Raw genomic sequence first — 14,611 nt, forward strand, 5'->3', positions numbered from 1 at the left:
CTTAATGCACGAAACGTACAGCGGCTCCGAAACGACCTGCCGTCCCGAGCTCGCTCGGGCAGAATGGGTCAGTGCAGCCGCGCCGCCAGTGCCGCGAGGATGGTCTGGCGGTCCTCCTGTTCGAACGTGCCCAGCGCGTCATCGAAATGGCTGAGCGCCTGGCTGACCGCCACTCGGCAACCCGGGAGCAGTGCCAATTGCGCGGAACGCTCGGCAAGACCTTCCGCGGCGCACAGCCCCGCGCGCGCAGCAACGTCGCGCACCTCGTCGAGCCTGGCATGAATGTCGAGCGGGCTCAGCCGTGCGGCCCGCCCGTTGATGTCGGCGATTCGCAGGCGCAGGTCGCGCCGGATATCGTCAAGGGCGTCGCGCATCGCTTCACTCCGCTGCAGTGAAGACAGAGTCACCTCAAGCGGTTAAGTAACGATGAAAGCTCCGTGACGGTGGTGCGAACCGGCGCGAATTTCTTGACATGGCTTCAGCCACACGGCATGGGCCCGGCGATTGCGGGCGGCGTGCCAACGCCGCTCTTTGTTTTTCAAGCTCTCAGGATTCGAACGATGGCCAAGCCGGCAACCGTCAAGATCAAGCTCGTCAGCACGGCCGACACCGGCTTCTTCTACGTGACCAAGAAGAACCCGCGCAACCAGACCGAGAAGATGACCTTCCGCAAGTACGATCCAGTCGCGCGCAAGCACGTCGACTTCAAGGAAGCGAAGATCAAGTAACGACCGCAAGGTCGTCCCCCCGGCTCGCGCCGGGCTTCGCAATGTTCTTAGGGGCGCTCCGGCGCCCCTTTTTGCGTCTTGGGCAGCTCACCGAGCTCTGCTCTCCACGAGTGCTGGGTTCAGTCCACCACGGCGCCGTTGTCGGCCAGCAACACGCTTACTTCCTCGACGAACCGCGCCACGGAAATCGGCTTCGACACATACGCCTGGGCACCGGCCGCTCGTACCCGGTCCTCATCACCGGCCCCGGCGTAGGCGGTCACGGCCATGATCGGCACGTCCTTCAGGGCTTCATCCTCACGAAACCAGCGAATCAGTTCCATTCCGGTGACATGCGGCAGCTGGATGTCGGTGATGATCAGTTCCGGCAGGAAGGCGCGGGCACGCTCCAGCGCCTCCCGGCTGTCGGTCACGGCGCTCGGCTCATGGCCGTGGGCCGCGAGAAGGTCGCAGAACAGCTTGATGTTGAGGGCGTTGTCCTCGACAACCAGGATCCGGGCCACGGCCTTGCAACTCCTCAACTCGCGAAGCCATCATAGGCGATGATCCGGTCAGCACCAAACTCTCCCGACCCGATGATAGTTGCGCTTCAGGCGCTGGCCGTCACGTTGCGGGACGGGCAGCGGGCGGACCGCCTGCTTTCACTCACCGGACTCACCGCAGATGAGCTTCGCGAGCGCGCCACCGAACCGGCCATGCTGGCTGCTGTGCTGAGTTTCCTTGAATCGCATGAGCCGGACCTTGTCGCGGTTGCCGAGGAGCTCCAGATGCCCCCACAGGAACTCGTCGCCGCCCGGAGCGCTCTCGAAGCATGAATCGTCCCCTGCTCGTCACCGATTGTGACGAAGTCCTGCTGCACATGGTGTCGCACTTCGCCGATTGGCTGAATGAGGCGCATGGCGTCCGCTTCGACTTCGACAACGTCAATTGGGGCACCGCCCTCAGCCGAGGCGACCAGCCCATCCCGACAGAGGAAGTCTGGCCGCTGTTGAATGAGTTCTTCCAGAACGAGATGCACCGCCAGACCCTTGTGCCCGGAGCACTCGAGGCGCTCGGCCGCATCGGCGAAGAAGCGAACATCGTCATCCTGACCAATCTTGGTGACCACGCTCATAGCTGGCGCGTCGAGCAACTTGCCCGGCACGGCATTCGCCACGAGGTTGTCTGCAACCAGGGTGGGAAGGGTGAGCCGCTCAAGAAACTGGTCGAGCGGCATGGCAATCCGGCCAGCGTGTTCGTCGACGATCTCGCGGTGCATCATAGCAGCGTTGCCCGGCATTCGCCCGCCACCCGCCGCCTGCACATGATCGCTGAACCGCGGATCGCCTCCATCGTCCCGCCGGCCCCGGACGCTGACGCGCGAATCGACGACTGGCCAACCGCTACCGACTGGATCCTTGATCGCCTGAAGGACGCTGCATGACCAAATCCGCCGTCATCACTGGAGCCACCTCGGGCATCGGCGCCGCCGCCGCGCGGCTGTTCGTCAAGCATGGCTGGAAAGTCGTCGGTACGGGCCGGCGGGGCGACCGCCTCAAAGCCCTCCAAGAGGAGCTTGGCGAACGCTTCCTCCCGCTCGAACTCGACATGCGCGACGTCGACAGGCTCACGGACCTAAGCCGACTGGCGGGTGAATGGGGCGGCGTCGACCTACTGGTCAACAATGCCGGGCTCGCTCCAGCGGCCGATCCGCTGCACGAACAGGATTGGGACCGCCTCGAACAAGTCATCGCAACCAACATCACCGGTCTAGTGGCGTTGACCCAGGCGCTCCTGCCCACGTTGATCGAACGCCAGGGCGCGGTCATCAACCTGTCTTCGGTAGCCGCGACTTACCCCTATCGCGGCGGCGCTGTTTACGGCGGGACCAAGGCGTTCGTCCGGCAGTTCAGCCTCGATCTGCGTTGCGACCTTGCCGGAAGCGGCGTTCGGGTAAGCTCGATCGAACCCGGAATGGCGGAGACGGAATTCACCGTCGTCCGGAACGGCGGAGACCAGGCCGCCAGCGATGCGCTTTATGCCGGACTGGAGCCGATGACCTCCGAGGACCTCGCCGAGACCATCTGGTGGATCGCCAATCAGCCCCCTCACCTCAACATCAATACCATTGAGTTGATGCCGACGAGGCAAAGCTGGGCCGGCTTTGCGATGAGCCGCAAGGGTTGATCTCGCCGCGCCCGGCTGCTTGAGCGCGGCCATGTCCATCGACTCGCGCCTTGCCGAACTCGGCATCACCCTACCGCAGCCGGCCGCGCCGGTCGCTTCCTACGTCCCCGCAGTGGAAGCCAATGGCCTGCTCCACATCTCGGGCCAGATTAGCTTCGCCGAGGACGGCAGCCTGATCACCGGTCGCTTGGGGGAGGATGTCGAGCTTGAGGCCGGTCAAGCGGCGGCACGCCGCTGTGGCCTGATGCTGCTAGCCCAGATCAAGGCGGCCCTCGGCTCACTCGACCGGGTCGAGCGGATCGTGAAGCTCGGCGTTTTCGTCAATTCGGCCGGTCATTTCACCGATCAGCCAAAGGTCGCGAACGGCGCATCCGACCTGATGCAGCAGGTGTTCGGCGATGCCGGTCGCCATGCCCGCTCGGCGGTTGGCGTGCCGGTCCTGCCGCTCGGCGTCGCGGTTGAGGTGGATGCGGTCGTCCAGGTCCGCGCCTGATCCCCTTGCTCCCGGACCGCTAGGCTTCGCTCATCGCGGGCTGCACGGCTCGGGTGTTCCGGAAAATAGCCTCGCTGCCTTTCGTGCCGCCCTGGCGATCGGTGCCGGCATCGAATGCGACGTGCGCGCGACCGTCGATGGCGTGCCGCATGTCTTCCATGATGAACGGCTCGACCGGCTCATCGGCGATGCGCGCTGCCTCAGGCATTTGCATTCCGACGAGGCGCGCGGCCTCAAGCTACTCGGTTCGGGCGAGCATGTCCCCAGCCTCCGCGAACTTCTTGCCCTCATCGCTGGGCGTGTGCCGCTGCTGATCGAAGTGAAGCGCGAAATTGGACTTGAGCGGCTGTGCACGGCGGTCGCCGAGGAGCTGGCCGACTATCGTGGACCCGTCGCCGTCATGAGCTTCGATCCCCGAGTCCCGCGCTGGTTCGCAACAAATGCTCCATCCATTCGGCGGGGGCTGATAATTGATTCTCGGCTGAAGCCCTGGTGGCGTGAGCTGTTCTTGCGCACCGCGCATGCGCAATTTTATGCCGTTGACTGCCGTGCGATCGACCAGCGCTGGGTGGCAAGGATGCGAGCGCGCCGACCGGTTTACAGCTGGACAGTTCGCTCCGCCCAGGACCGCGTCAAGGTGGCGAAACACGCTGACGCCCCTATCTGGGAGGGCGATGGCCGACCGTGACCGCGTAATCGCCCGCATCGCCGACACGATTGCTGGCATCGAACCCTCCCTTTGGGACTCGCTTGCGGGTAACGCCAACCCCTTTCTTTCGCACTCCTTCTTGTCAGCTCTGGAGGTCTCGGGAAGCGTCGGTGGCCAGAGCGGCTGGAGCCCCCTGCCCATCCTGGTAGAAGACGCGGGCGAGATCGTCGCGGCGGCGCCTGCCTACCTGAAGAGCCATAGCCAGGGCGAGTATGTTTTCGATCATGGCTGGGCCGACGCCTGGCAACGGGCCGGTGGAGACTATTACCCCAAGCTGCAGGTCGCAGTCCCCTTCACGCCCGTTCCCGGCCGGCGGCTGCTGGGTACGCGACCGCAGGCCCTGCTCGCTGCGCTTGAGGCCGTGACCGAGCAGAATGGACTCTCATCCGCGCACGCAACGTTCATCGCGGATGAAGAGCAGGACGACTTTGCCGCCCGCCATTGGCTGATCCGTCACGGCATCCAGTACCACTGGTTCAACCGCGGTTTCGGCAGCTTCGATGATTTCCTCGACACTCTCGCCAGCCGCAAACGCAAGGCACTGCGCAAGGAACGGCAGGCGGCGCAGCAGGGGCTGGAAATTGTCGCGTTGCGCGGGACGGAGGTCCTTCCGGCGCATTGGGATGCCATGTGGGCCTTCTATCGCGACACCGGCAGCCGCAAGTGGGGCCGGCCCTACCTCACCCGGGCCTTCTTCGACCGTATCGCGGAGGCCCAGACTGACGCCCTGCTGCTGTTCCTTGCGTTGCGCGAAGGCCAGCCGATCGCCGGAGCGCTTAACTGGATTGGCGAGGACACTCTTTACGGTCGCTACTGGGGTTGCACCGACGAAGTGCCCTACCTGCACTTTGAGCTCTGTTACTATCAGGCTATCGACTGGGCCTGCCGTAATGGCTTGGACCGAGTCGAGGCGGGCGCTCAGGGCGAACACAAGCTGGCACGAGGCTATGAGCCGGTGATCACCCGCTCGGCGCATTTCATCCCCAATCCCTCGTTCCGGGATGCTGTGGCGCGCTTCGTGGAGGCGGAACGCGAGGGCGTCGCCATCGAGATTGAAGCGCTTCGCGCGGAGTTGCCTTTCAAGCAGGCATGAAAAAAGGCCCGCCCGGATTGCTCCGGACGGGCCCTGCCCCGCGTGATCACGCGGAATGAGGTCGCTTACGCTTCCTGGATCGGCTGCAGGTTCACTGCCGCGGTCTTGCCGCGACGGTCGACCTCGAGCTCGAACTCGAGCCGGTCACCTTCGTTGAGCGACGGCATGCCCGCGCGCTCAACGGCCGAGATGTGGACGAATGCATCCGGCTGGCCATCATCGCGCTGGATGAAGCCAAAGCCCTTCATGGAGTTGAAGAACTTGACCGTGCCGCTGGTGCGCTCGCCCGTCAGCTGGCGCTGCGGCGCACGCTCTTCGCGCACGACCGCCACCGGCTCACCGTCGATGCGCAGGTTTGTCGCGGAAATGCGTCCACCGCGATCGACCAGCGTGAACTCGAGCGGCTGACCGTCGGCCAGGTCCGTGAGACCCGCCTGTTCGACCGCCGAGATGTGCACAAAGACGTCCTCGCCGCCATCGTCGCGGACGATGAAGCCGAAGCCCTTCTGAGGATTGAAGAACTTGACGGTGCCTTTGCCCTCGCCGACGACCTGGGGCGGCATTCCGCCGCCACCGCCGCCACCGCCACCGCGGAAGCCACCGCCGCCGCCGCCACGGAAGCCGCCGCCACCGCCGCCACCGCCGAAGCGGTCACCGCCGCCGAAACCACCGCCGCCGCCGCCGCGGTAACCGCCGCCGCCGCCGCCGCGATCGCCAAAGCCGCCGCCGCCACCAAACCGGTCGCCGCCGCCGCCGAAGCCGCCGCGATCACCAAAACCGCCGCCACCGCCGTAAAAATCACCGCCGCCACTGCTGCCGCCAAAATCGCCTTTGTCGCGGCCGCGACCACCGCGATCGCCTCGACGTCCTCGATCGTAACCCATGCCCGTTCACACTTCTCCAGCCCGAATTCCAAAACAAACCAACGCGCTGGGCCTCAGGGCGCAACCGGTCACGACACGCCAAGAATGGCGCGCAGGTGATTCACGTTACAGGAAAAGCAAGTCGGGCTCCAGCCGAATCACGTGGGTTAAGCAAGCACGCGTTCACCGGGGCCTTGCCAAGCGCCCCGCGAAAGAGAAACAGCGGTTCATGGCCATCCATTTCCACGAAGAAGACCTGCCCTCGTCCGACCTGTTCGGGAGCGGGCCTATCGCAATCGACACCGAGGCCATGGGGCTTCACCCCGGCCGTGACCGGCTGTGCCTCGTGCAGCTTTCGGACGGCGGCGGCGACGAGCATCTCGTGCGCTTTTCGCCAGGAAGCGACTATGCGGCGCCTAATCTCAAGGCGCTGATCGGCGATCCCAACCGCCTCAAGCTCTATCATTTCGCCCGATTCGATATCGCCATCATGCAATATTATCTGGGGGTGATGGCCGCGCCGCTTTACTGCACCCGAACCGCTAGCCGGCTGATCCGAACCTATACCGATCGGCATGGTTTGAAGGAGCTCGTTCGCGAACTCCTTGGCCAGGATCTGAACAAGCAGCAGCAGACCAGCGACTGGGGTGCGCCGGAGATCAGCGACGCTCAGCGCGATTATGCCGCCAGCGACGTTCGCTACCTCCATGCCCTCAAGGAAAAGCTCGACGAGCGCCTGGCGCGGGAGGGTAGGACCCAGCTCGCGCAGGCCTGCTTCGACTTCCTCCCCACGCGCGCCCTGCTCGACCTCGAGGGCTGGCCCGAGGAAGACATCTTCGCGCATGTCTGAGGCGGCGGTTCAGCATCGCCAGAAGCAGGCGCAATGGGCCGAGCCGGGGAGCCGGCACGACGGTCTCGTGCGCCTGCTCAAGATCGCGCTGCCGAGCCTCGTGGGCGTGCTGATCGCCTTTCTGTTGCTCGCGCCATTGAGCAAACGGCAGGAGGTCAGCTTCATTCTCGATAAGAAAAAGGTCGAGACGGCGCCGGAACGCATGCGCATCGAATCGGCGCAATATACGGGGCAGGACGACAAGGGTCAGCCGTTTATCGTCCAGGCTCAGCGCGCCATACAGCCGACGTCGGAGCAACCGATCGTCGACATCAATGGGATGTTCGCGCGGCTCGGCATGGCCAGCGGCCCCGCCACCATTCAGGCGGACAAGGGGCGCTATAATCTGGACCTGCAGCAAGTCAGTGTACTGGGCCCCGTGCGCGTAAACGGACCCGAGGGTGAACAGCTCTTCACTCACGACGTGCTGGTGGATCTCAAGACCCGCACGGTCACTGGTGGCAATGGTACCGGCTCGGGCCGCCAAGGGGATGTTTCGGCGGGGACCATCAATGGTGACCTCAAGAGCAAACAACTGGGACTTGACGGTGGAGTCAGCGGTCGCCTCAAGCTCGGCACGTTCACCGCCAACCGCCTGCGCGCCGATCTCGGAACACGCACGGTGGTGCTCGAAGGCGGTGCGCGGTTGAAAATCAAGCAAGGGGCGGTCAGATGAGGGCCATGGGGCGTACCATTCTATTCGCCGGTCTGCTGATGACCGCCACTGCGGCGGCCACCCTCGCTGCCGCGCAGCAGCAGGGCGCGGTTCAGCCGCTGCAGCGCGCCCAGCCCACGTCGGCGCTCAAGGGCCACAACGGCAATGCGCCGGTCGATGTCAGCAGCGATCGGATCGAAGTTCAGGATCGCGCTGACCGAGCCATCTTCTCCGGTAACGTGGTCGCCAAGCAGGATGATCTCACGCTCACGACCGATCGCTTGACCATCGCCTATACGAACAATGGCAATGTGCAGATCGACCGCCTCAATGCCGCGGGCGGGGTGACCGTCCGCTCCCCGTCTGAGACGGGACGCGGCGACTTTGGCGTGTACGACCTCAATCGCAAGATCATCACCTTGATCGGCAATGTCGTGCTGCAGCGCGAAGGCAGCGAGGTGCGTGGCAACCGGCTGACGATCGATCTCGACAGCGGCCGCGCGGTAGTCGACGGGGGACCACCCGGGGTCGGCCAGAATGGCGGCCGTGTGCAGGGCCACTTCACCGTGCCCCAGCGCGCGACGCAGAATCGCGGCTAAATCGATGCTCGACACCCGCGCAGCCCAGGCCACCGGCCTCGACGCCGCCGGGACGGTGCGTGGGCTCGAAGTTCGCTCGATCGCGAAGGCCTATGACAAAAGGGCCGTTCTCCATGACGTCTCGCTGAGCGTCAGCCGGGGCGAGGTGATCGGCCTGCTTGGACCGAACGGCGCCGGCAAGACGACCTGCTTCTATTCCGTGATGGGCCTGGTGAAGCCTGACGCGGGCCGCATCCTGCTCGACGGCAACGACATCACGCCGTTGCCGATGTACCGCCGGGCGATTCTCGGCCTCGGCTATCTGCCGCAGGAGACCAGCATCTTCCGCGGCATGACGGTTGAGCAGAACATCCTTGCCGTGCTCGAGGTGGCTGAACCGGATCGCACTGAACGGCAGGCAAGGCTTGAGAAATTGCTCGACGAGTTTGGCCTGACGAACCTGCGCGCGGCGCCAGCGATGGCCCTGTCTGGCGGCGAGCGGCGCCGCTGCGAAATTGCCCGCGCGCTGGCAGCCGACCCGAAGATCATGCTTCTCGATGAGCCGTTTGCCGGCATCGATCCCATCTCCATCGCCGACATTCGCGATTTGGTGAAGGAGCTCAAGGGCCGGGACATCGGCGTGCTCATCACCGATCACAACGTGCGCGAAACACTCGATATCGTCGACCGGGCCTGCATCATCTACGACGGCCAGGTCCTGTTCCAGGGCACTCCTGAGGCGTTGGTGGCGGATCGCGACGTGCGCCGGCTCTACCTCGGCGAGAGCTTCGAACTTTAGCGCGCGCGTGAAGCGATGAGCCTGGGGCCAGGCCTTCAGCTCCGCACCTCCCAGTCGCTGGTGCTCACGCCGCAACTGGCGCAGGCGATCAAGCTGCTGCAGCTGAGTAACCTCGAGCTCGAGGCTGTGCTGGCTGAGGAACTAGCGAAGAACCCCCTGCTCGAGGCGGGCAGCCAGGACCGCGGCGTGGTCGTCCGCGAGGATCATGAATTCGGCGAGGATGCACCCGATCCCGTCGGCGCGGACCAGCTTGCCGGAGCGGGGGACGAGGCGCTCGACAATGACTGGCGTGAGGCTGCGCTGGAATTTGACAGTGCTTCGGAAGTGGGCTCGGCGCCGGAGGACGGCTTCGATTTCGACCGGCTCGCGGCCTGCGATTCCAGCCTCTGCGAGCACCTCATGGGGCAGCTGCAGGGCCACGGCGATGCCGCCGCGCGCGCCGCCGAAGCAATTGTCCATGAGCTTGAGGAAACCGGCTATCTGGCAACACCGCTCGTCGACATTGCGAAGACCTTGGAACTCACGATCAAGGATGTGCAAAGTGGGCTGGCGCTGGTCCAGTCGTTGGACCCACCCGGCGTTGGAGCGCGGAACCTGGCCGAGTGCCTGGCACTGCAAGCCAAAGCCGCCGACCGCTACGACCCCGCCATGCGGCGGCTGATCGACAATCTCGATCTGCTGGCCAAGGGGCAGATGGCCGCACTGAAGCGCATCTGCGGGGTGGACGACGAAGACCTCGCCGACATGGTCCGTGAGCTGCGCGCCTACGATCCCAAGCCTGGCTGCCAGTTCGCCCGGGAACCCGACACCGCGCCCGAAGCCGATGTCATCGTCCGCCGTACCGGTCAGGGCTGGGCCGTTGAGCTCAATCCTGCCAACCTGCCGCGGGTGCTGGTCAACCGGCGTTACTACGCCGAACTCAAGACGGGGCCGCAAAGCAAGGAGAGCCGCGCCTGGCTGTCCGACTGCCTCGGTCAGGCGAATTGGCTCGTCCGTGCGCTGGACCAGCGGGCGAAAACCATCATCAAGGTGGCCGGCGAGATCGTGACTCGCCAGGAAGGTTTCTTCCGCAACGGCGTTTCGCAGCTCAAGCCCCTGACCATGAGCGCCGTCGCCGATGCGGTGGGAATGCACGAATCAACCGTGAGCCGCGTTGCGGCGAACAAATATCTACTGTGCGACCGCGGCTTGTTCGAGCTCAAGTGGTTCTTCCGTTCCGGCGTGGCGGCAGACAGCGGCGACGGCGCGTCGGCGGAGGCGGTCAAGGCCGCGATCTCGCGGTTAATCGCCAATGAAACGGACATCTTGTCCGACGACACGCTCGTTGACCTGCTGAAAGAGCAAGGGTTCGACCTAGCCCGGCGCACGGTCGCCAAGTATCGCGAAGCGCTCGGTATCGGGTCGAGCATTCAGCGGCGGCGGCAGCGCGCCATTGCCGGCAAGGCGGCCTAGAAAGCGATCCTCGCCCACACGGGCAGATGGTCGCTCGCCACTCGCGCGGCCTCGCTGTGGTGAACGCCGGCAGCCTCGATCCGCAGCTGCTTGTCGACGATGATCCGGTCTAGCGTCGCGACGGGCTTGCGGGCGTGGAAGCTCGGGCCGATCGGTGCGATCCGATAATCGCCAGCCAAATCCTTCAGGCAACCAGCCTCGCGCCGCCACTCATTGGTATCGCCCATCAGCACGCTTGGCATGCGGTTGGGGCGCTCGGCGATAGCAGCGACGATGGCGCGCATCTGCCGACGCCGCCACAGTCCTGATAGGTCGAGGTGCAGGCCGATGACGCGCAGCGGCAGGTCACCGATCAGGAGCTCGGCAAGAATGGCGCCGCGCGGCTCGAGCGTCGGCAGATCAAGCGCGGCGACGTCCATGACCTGGACGTGCGGCTTCACCAGCAGCGCATTGCCGTGCCACCCGAGATTGCGGGTATCGACCTTGAGCAGCTCGTCCACGCGGGCGCCAAAGGTGGGCACCGAGTCAAGCATTCGGCGGTTCTTCACGCCAAGCGGGACCGCGCGATAATGGCCGTGGCTGTCGATCAGCTCGTGCGGGACGGCGGCAGCGCGGCCGCCGACTCGCCGGTCGGCTTCCTGAAGCGCGACGATGTCGGCATCCACTTCCTTCAGTACCTGCAAGACGCGGTGTGGGTCCCGCCGGCGGTCGGTGCCGACCGCCTTGCGCATGTTGTAGCTGGCGAGGGTCACGACGGTGGATGTCACGGGGCGCCAACCCGACCGTGAGGGGTGAGTTCCGGTTCCCGCGGTTTGGCAAAATCCATGAAGCCTCTCTGTGCAACCGGAAGGACGATGGCAAGGCTTGCCGGCGCGGCGGTTAACCCGTTGCGAGATAACGAAAACCGACCAGCCGAGCTGTGGCTGCGGGCGGCTGGAGCGAACAACAAAAGCGCTGCCCGGCCGTTTGTTGGCGGGGGCCCGTGCTTGCACGGACAAGTTCAATCGATCTGGAGAATTCGCATGATCAAGACCGCTTTTGTCGCCAGCCTGCTGCTGGCCGGTTCGCCCGCGCTGGCGCAGGCCGTGCAACCCGCCACTCCGGCGCAGCCGGCCACGCCAGCTACTCCGGCGACGTCATCGCAGCCAGCAACCCCGGCAACGCCCGCTACTCCGGCAACTCCGGCCCAGCCCGCCGATCCGATGGCTCCGACGGCGGACACGACGTCCACGACCAGCACTTCCACGGAGACGGCCTCCACCAGCTCGGACCCGGTCGCGGCGACGGTCGAGGCCGACTGGGCCAAGTATGACAAGAATAGCGACGGCAAGCTCAGCCGCGCCGAGTTCGACGGGTGGATGAACGCGCTCCAGGCGGCTGCCGGCAAGAAGGCCCAGAGCAAGGCCTATCTCACCGCGGCTTTCGCCAAGGTCGACACGGACAAGAGCAAGAGCGTGTCCAAGGAAGAGCTGACGACCTTCCTCAAGGGCTAAGCCGCTCAGGTGACTGGGGAAAAGGGCGGCGCGACACTCTCGCGCCGCCCTTTTCATTAGACGTCCAGGTTGGCGACGCTCAGCGCATTGTCCTGGATGAACTCACGGCGGGGTTCGACCACTTCGCCCATGAGCCGCGAGAAGATTTCATCGGCAATGTCGGCCTGCCCGACCTCGACCCGCAGCAGCGAGCGATTGGCTGGGTCGAGCGTGGTCTCCCAAAGCTGCTCGGCATTCATCTCGCCTAGCCCCTTGTAGCGCTGGATCGACAGGCCCTTGCGCCCGGCGGCGAGTACCGCGTCAAGCAGCTCGCTTGGGCGGGTGATGCTGACCGGCTTGCCCTTGGTGTCGGCGGAGGCCTGATCCAGCGCTTCCTCGCCTTCGCCAGGACCGACGGTCGGTTCGACCTCAACGGACGGACCCTTCTTCATGGTCCGAAGCACGCTCGGCTGAGCATAGGCTTCCCCCTGCTCCGCGGCGAGTGCGTGGAGCTTGCGCGCCTCGGCCGAGACAATGAAGCTCGGCTCGACGATGGTGACGTCGGTGACGCCGCGCCACAGCCGCTTGAGCAGATACCCACCCTCCGCGGCGAGTTCACCAGTCCAGCGGCCTTCGGCATCGCCCTGCTGCAACCAGGACGCGACCCGCTCGATCGCGGCCCAGCGGCCGTCCTCGCGCAGTTCGGGGTTGAGCGCACCCGCCAGCGCCAGCGCTTCGAGCAGGGCGGGATCGTATTTCTTGGGCGCATAGCGCATCAGGGTGCGAACGCGACGCGCGTGGTCGACGAGGGCCCGCAGATCGGCACCCTGGCGAACCTCACCGGCGGTCTCCAGCTGGAGGCCTTCGAGACCTGCATCGACCAGATATTCGTCGAGCTGCGCGTCATCCTTGAGATAGACCTCCGAGCGCCCACGCGCGACCTTGTAGAGCGGCGGCTGGGCGATCATCAAATGCCCGGCCTCGATCAGCTCGGGCATCTGACGGTAGAAGAAGGTCAGCAGAAGCGTGCGGATGTGGGCGCCGTCGACGTCGGCGTCCGTCATGATCACGATCTTGTGATAACGCAGCTTCTCCAGGTTGAACTCCTCGCGCCCGATGCCCGTGCCGAGCGCCTGGATGATCGTCCCGATCTCCCGGCTCGACAGCATCCGGTCGAAGCGCGCGCGCTCCACGTTCAGCAGCTTGCCGCGAAGCGGGAGGATGGCCTGATTGTGACGGTTGCGGCCCTGCTTGGCCGAGCCGCCGGCCGAGTCACCCTCGACCAGAAACAGTTCGGACAGTGCAGGATCCCGCTCCTGGCAATCGGCCAGCTTGCCGGGCAGCGAGGCAATGTCCATCACTCCCTTGCGGCGCGTCAACTCGCGAGCGCGCTTGGCGGCTTCACGGGCGGCCGCGGCGTCGATCACCTTCTGGATGATGGCGCGGGCGTTGACCGGATTCTCCTCCAGCCACTCCGTCATCTTGTCGGTCATCAGCGCTTCGAGCGGCTGACGCACCTCTGATGAAACCAGCTTGTCCTTGGTCTGGCTGCTGAACTTGGGGTCCGGCAGCTTGACCGACACGATGGCGGTAAGGCCCTCGCGCATGTCGTCGCCGGTGAGCGTCACCTTCTCCTTCTTCAGCATGCCGGACTTGTCGGCATAGCCGTTGATGGTGCGGGTCAGCGCCGCGCGGAAGGCGGCGAGGTGGGTGCCGCCGTCGCGCTGCGGGATGTTGTTGGTGAACGGCAGGACGTTCTCGTAGTAGCTGTCGTTCCACTCCAGCGCGACGTCGATGCCGATGCCGTCACGAACCGCCGAAATGGCGATGGGGTCGGGGAAGAGCGGGGTCTTGGCGCGGTCGAGATACTTCACGAAGGCCGCGATGCCGCCCTCGTAGAAGAGCTCCACTTCCTTGCGCTCCTCGTGGCGCGCGTCGGCCAGCACCAGGCGAACGCCAGAGTTGAGGAAGGCCAGCTCACGGAAGCGGTGCTCGAGCTTGTCGAAGTCGAACTCGGTGATCTTGAAGGTTGCCGGGCTCGGCAGGAAGGTGACGCGGGTGCCCTTCTTTCCCTCTGGTGCGGGGCCAACGACCTTGAGCGGGGCAACGGCATCGCCATGGGCGAAGCGCATGAAATGCTCCTCCCCGTCGCGCCAGATGGTCAGGTCGAGGAATTCGGAAAGGGCGTTCACCACCGAGACGCCGACGCCGTGGAGACCGCCGGACACCTTGTAGGCGTTGTCGTCGCTGGTGTTTTCGAACTTACCGCCGGCGTGGAGCTGGGTCATGATGACCTCGGCCGCCGATACGCCTTCCTCGGCATGAATTCCGGTCGGGATGCCGCGGCCATTGTCTTCGACCGTCACCGACCCATCGGGGTTGAGCTGGATCAGGATGCGGTCGCAGTGGCCGGCCAGCGCCTCGTCGATGGCGTTGTCGCTCACCTCGAACACCATGTGGTGCAGGCCCGAACCGTCGTCGGTATCGCCGATGTACATGCCGGGCCGCTTGCGCACCGCGTCGAGGCCTTTCAGGACCTTGATGCTGTCGGCGCCATAGCTGTTCTGATTGGGGTCGTTGCTCATGGGGAATCCATATAGGCTGGGAGCGAAAAGTCACGCGCGCGTGCGTGGGCGCGCACGCGAACCGGAAGTTTCCACGGAGAGCGAAGTTTCCCTCGCTCCTCTCTGAAGTTTCCCTGGTGCGAGGGTGAA

General features: G+C 65.1%; 18 protein-coding genes. 13 read left to right on the top strand and 5 right to left on the bottom strand.

What is annotated here, in order from left to right:
- Positions 1–68 precede the first annotated feature (68 nt).
- Positions 69–374 carry a hypothetical protein gene (locus tag M8312_RS10020; protein ID WP_250117554.1) on the bottom strand — a complete coding sequence of 102 codons (306 nt, stop codon included), beginning with the start codon at positions 372–374 and terminating at the stop codon, positions 69–71.
- A gap of 186 nt (positions 375–560) precedes the next feature.
- Between M8312_RS10020 and rpmG the strand changes: the two genes are divergently transcribed.
- Positions 561–728 carry a 50S ribosomal protein L33 gene (gene rpmG / locus M8312_RS10025; RefSeq protein ID WP_250117555.1) on the top strand — a complete coding sequence of 56 codons (168 nt, stop codon included), beginning with the start codon at positions 561–563 and terminating at the stop codon, positions 726–728.
- A 119-nt stretch (positions 729–847) separates the two neighbouring features.
- On the opposite strand, the gene M8312_RS10030 is transcribed toward rpmG, so the two are convergent.
- The gene (locus M8312_RS10030) at positions 848–1,231 is read right to left on the bottom strand and encodes a response regulator (protein ID WP_250117556.1); all 384 of its coding nucleotides are present in this window, start codon (positions 1,229–1,231) and stop codon (positions 848–850) included.
- 39 nt (positions 1,232–1,270) lie between these two features.
- Between M8312_RS10030 and M8312_RS10035 the strand changes: the two genes are divergently transcribed.
- From M8312_RS10035 to M8312_RS10060, 6 genes are read left to right on the top strand one after another with little or no spacing between them, the layout of a single operon-like run.
- On the top strand, positions 1,271–1,543 hold the full coding sequence (locus M8312_RS10035; RefSeq protein ID WP_250117557.1) for a DUF3572 domain-containing protein: 273 nt from the start codon (positions 1,271–1,273) through the stop codon (positions 1,541–1,543).
- Positions 1,540–2,151, top strand: a complete 612-nt coding sequence (locus M8312_RS10040; RefSeq protein ID WP_250117558.1) for an HAD family hydrolase — start codon at positions 1,540–1,542, stop codon at positions 2,149–2,151. Before M8312_RS10035 ends, M8312_RS10040 begins: the two co-directional genes overlap by 4 nt.
- Positions 2,148–2,894 (top strand): SDR family NAD(P)-dependent oxidoreductase, encoded by a 747-nt coding sequence (locus tag M8312_RS10045; protein WP_250117559.1) that lies wholly within the window; start codon positions 2,148–2,150, stop codon positions 2,892–2,894. Before M8312_RS10040 ends, M8312_RS10045 begins: the two co-directional genes overlap by 4 nt.
- Before the next feature lie 31 nt (positions 2,895–2,925).
- Complete coding sequence (locus M8312_RS10050; protein WP_250117560.1) at positions 2,926–3,387, top strand: RidA family protein; 462 nt, start codon at positions 2,926–2,928, stop codon at positions 3,385–3,387.
- Positions 3,362–4,075, top strand: coding sequence for a glycerophosphodiester phosphodiesterase family protein (locus tag M8312_RS10055; protein ID WP_250117561.1), 714 nt, complete (start codon positions 3,362–3,364; stop codon positions 4,073–4,075). The genes M8312_RS10050 and M8312_RS10055 overlap by 26 nt, the downstream gene beginning before the upstream one ends.
- The gene (locus M8312_RS10060; RefSeq protein WP_250117562.1) at positions 4,062–5,189 is read left to right on the top strand and encodes a GNAT family N-acetyltransferase; all 1,128 of its coding nucleotides are present in this window, start codon (positions 4,062–4,064) and stop codon (positions 5,187–5,189) included. The genes M8312_RS10055 and M8312_RS10060 overlap by 14 nt, the downstream gene beginning before the upstream one ends.
- A 65-nt stretch (positions 5,190–5,254) precedes the next feature.
- On the opposite strand, the gene M8312_RS14445 is transcribed toward M8312_RS10060, so the two are convergent.
- Positions 5,255–6,073, bottom strand: a complete 819-nt coding sequence (locus M8312_RS14445; RefSeq protein ID WP_284070176.1) for a cold-shock protein — start codon at positions 6,071–6,073, stop codon at positions 5,255–5,257.
- Between the two features lie 208 nt (positions 6,074–6,281).
- Here M8312_RS14445 and M8312_RS10075 point away from each other — a divergent pair, with 208 nt between their 5' ends.
- Genes M8312_RS10075 through rpoN form a run of 5 tightly spaced genes read left to right on the top strand, consistent with a single transcriptional unit; the run spans position 6,282 to position 10,425 of the window.
- Positions 6,282–6,902, top strand: coding sequence for a ribonuclease D (locus M8312_RS10075; protein WP_250117563.1), 621 nt, complete (start codon positions 6,282–6,284; stop codon positions 6,900–6,902).
- On the top strand, positions 6,895–7,617 hold the full coding sequence (locus M8312_RS10080; RefSeq protein WP_250117564.1) for an LPS export ABC transporter periplasmic protein LptC: 723 nt from the start codon (positions 6,895–6,897) through the stop codon (positions 7,615–7,617). The genes M8312_RS10075 and M8312_RS10080 overlap by 8 nt, the downstream gene beginning before the upstream one ends.
- A gap of 5 nt (positions 7,618–7,622) precedes the next feature.
- Positions 7,623–8,195: a lipopolysaccharide transport periplasmic protein LptA gene (gene lptA / locus M8312_RS10085; protein ID WP_250117565.1), complete on the top strand. Its 573-nt coding sequence runs from the start codon at positions 7,623–7,625 to the stop codon at positions 8,193–8,195.
- 4 nt (positions 8,196–8,199) lie between these two features.
- Entirely contained in the window at positions 8,200–8,973 is a 774-nt protein-coding gene (lptB, locus tag M8312_RS10090; RefSeq protein ID WP_250117566.1) for an LPS export ABC transporter ATP-binding protein, read from the top strand.
- 15 nt (positions 8,974–8,988) lie between these two features.
- Positions 8,989–10,425, top strand: coding sequence for an RNA polymerase factor sigma-54 (gene rpoN / locus M8312_RS10095; protein ID WP_250117567.1), 1,437 nt, complete (start codon positions 8,989–8,991; stop codon positions 10,423–10,425).
- On the opposite strand, the gene M8312_RS10100 is transcribed toward rpoN, so the two are convergent.
- The gene (locus M8312_RS10100; protein WP_349773281.1) at positions 10,422–11,192 is read right to left on the bottom strand and encodes an endonuclease/exonuclease/phosphatase family protein; all 771 of its coding nucleotides are present in this window, start codon (positions 11,190–11,192) and stop codon (positions 10,422–10,424) included. The two genes, rpoN and M8312_RS10100, sit on opposite strands and share 4 nt — an antisense overlap.
- Before the next feature lie 255 nt (positions 11,193–11,447).
- On the opposite strand from M8312_RS10100, the gene M8312_RS10105 reads away from it, so the two are divergent.
- Positions 11,448–11,918, top strand: a complete 471-nt coding sequence (locus tag M8312_RS10105) for an EF-hand domain-containing protein (protein WP_250117568.1) — start codon at positions 11,448–11,450, stop codon at positions 11,916–11,918.
- A 56-nt stretch (positions 11,919–11,974) separates the two neighbouring features.
- Here the strand turns inward: M8312_RS10105 and gyrB are convergent, their stop codons facing one another.
- Positions 11,975–14,482 (bottom strand): DNA topoisomerase (ATP-hydrolyzing) subunit B, encoded by a 2,508-nt coding sequence (gyrB, locus tag M8312_RS10110; protein WP_250117569.1) that lies wholly within the window; start codon positions 14,480–14,482, stop codon positions 11,975–11,977.
- Between the last annotated feature and the right edge of the window lie 129 nt (positions 14,483–14,611).

This window comes from Sphingomonas sp. KRR8, from assembly GCF_023559245.1.
Taxonomy (GTDB): Bacteria; Pseudomonadota; Alphaproteobacteria; order Sphingomonadales; family Sphingomonadaceae; genus Sphingomicrobium.

Excerpts from the sequence above, each read along its gene's own strand:
- M8312_RS10020 (WP_250117554.1), bottom strand. The coding sequence starts at position 374 with ATGCGCGACGCCCTTGACGATATCCGGCGCGACCTGCGCCTGCGAATC.
- rpmG (WP_250117555.1), top strand. The coding sequence starts at position 561 with ATGGCCAAGCCGGCAACCGTCAAGATCAAGCTCGTCAGCACGGCCGAC.
- M8312_RS10035 (WP_250117557.1), top strand. The coding sequence starts at position 1,271 with ATGATCCGGTCAGCACCAAACTCTCCCGACCCGATGATAGTTGCGCTT.
- M8312_RS10040 (WP_250117558.1), top strand. The coding sequence starts at position 1,540 with ATGAATCGTCCCCTGCTCGTCACCGATTGTGACGAAGTCCTGCTGCAC.
- M8312_RS10045 (WP_250117559.1), top strand. The coding sequence starts at position 2,148 with ATGACCAAATCCGCCGTCATCACTGGAGCCACCTCGGGCATCGGCGCC.
- M8312_RS10050 (WP_250117560.1), top strand. The coding sequence starts at position 2,926 with ATGTCCATCGACTCGCGCCTTGCCGAACTCGGCATCACCCTACCGCAG.
- M8312_RS10055 (WP_250117561.1), top strand. The coding sequence starts at position 3,362 with ATGCGGTCGTCCAGGTCCGCGCCTGATCCCCTTGCTCCCGGACCGCTA.
- M8312_RS10060 (WP_250117562.1), top strand. The coding sequence starts at position 4,062 with ATGGCCGACCGTGACCGCGTAATCGCCCGCATCGCCGACACGATTGCT.
- M8312_RS14445 (WP_284070176.1), bottom strand. The coding sequence starts at position 6,073 with ATGGGTTACGATCGAGGACGTCGAGGCGATCGCGGTGGTCGCGGCCGC.
- M8312_RS10075 (WP_250117563.1), top strand. The coding sequence starts at position 6,282 with ATGGCCATCCATTTCCACGAAGAAGACCTGCCCTCGTCCGACCTGTTC.
- M8312_RS10080 (WP_250117564.1), top strand. The coding sequence starts at position 6,895 with ATGTCTGAGGCGGCGGTTCAGCATCGCCAGAAGCAGGCGCAATGGGCC.
- lptA (WP_250117565.1), top strand. The coding sequence starts at position 7,623 with ATGGGGCGTACCATTCTATTCGCCGGTCTGCTGATGACCGCCACTGCG.
- lptB (WP_250117566.1), top strand. The coding sequence starts at position 8,200 with ATGCTCGACACCCGCGCAGCCCAGGCCACCGGCCTCGACGCCGCCGGG.
- rpoN (WP_250117567.1), top strand. The coding sequence starts at position 8,989 with ATGAGCCTGGGGCCAGGCCTTCAGCTCCGCACCTCCCAGTCGCTGGTG.
- M8312_RS10105 (WP_250117568.1), top strand. The coding sequence starts at position 11,448 with ATGATCAAGACCGCTTTTGTCGCCAGCCTGCTGCTGGCCGGTTCGCCC.
- gyrB (WP_250117569.1), bottom strand. The coding sequence starts at position 14,482 with ATGAGCAACGACCCCAATCAGAACAGCTATGGCGCCGACAGCATCAAG.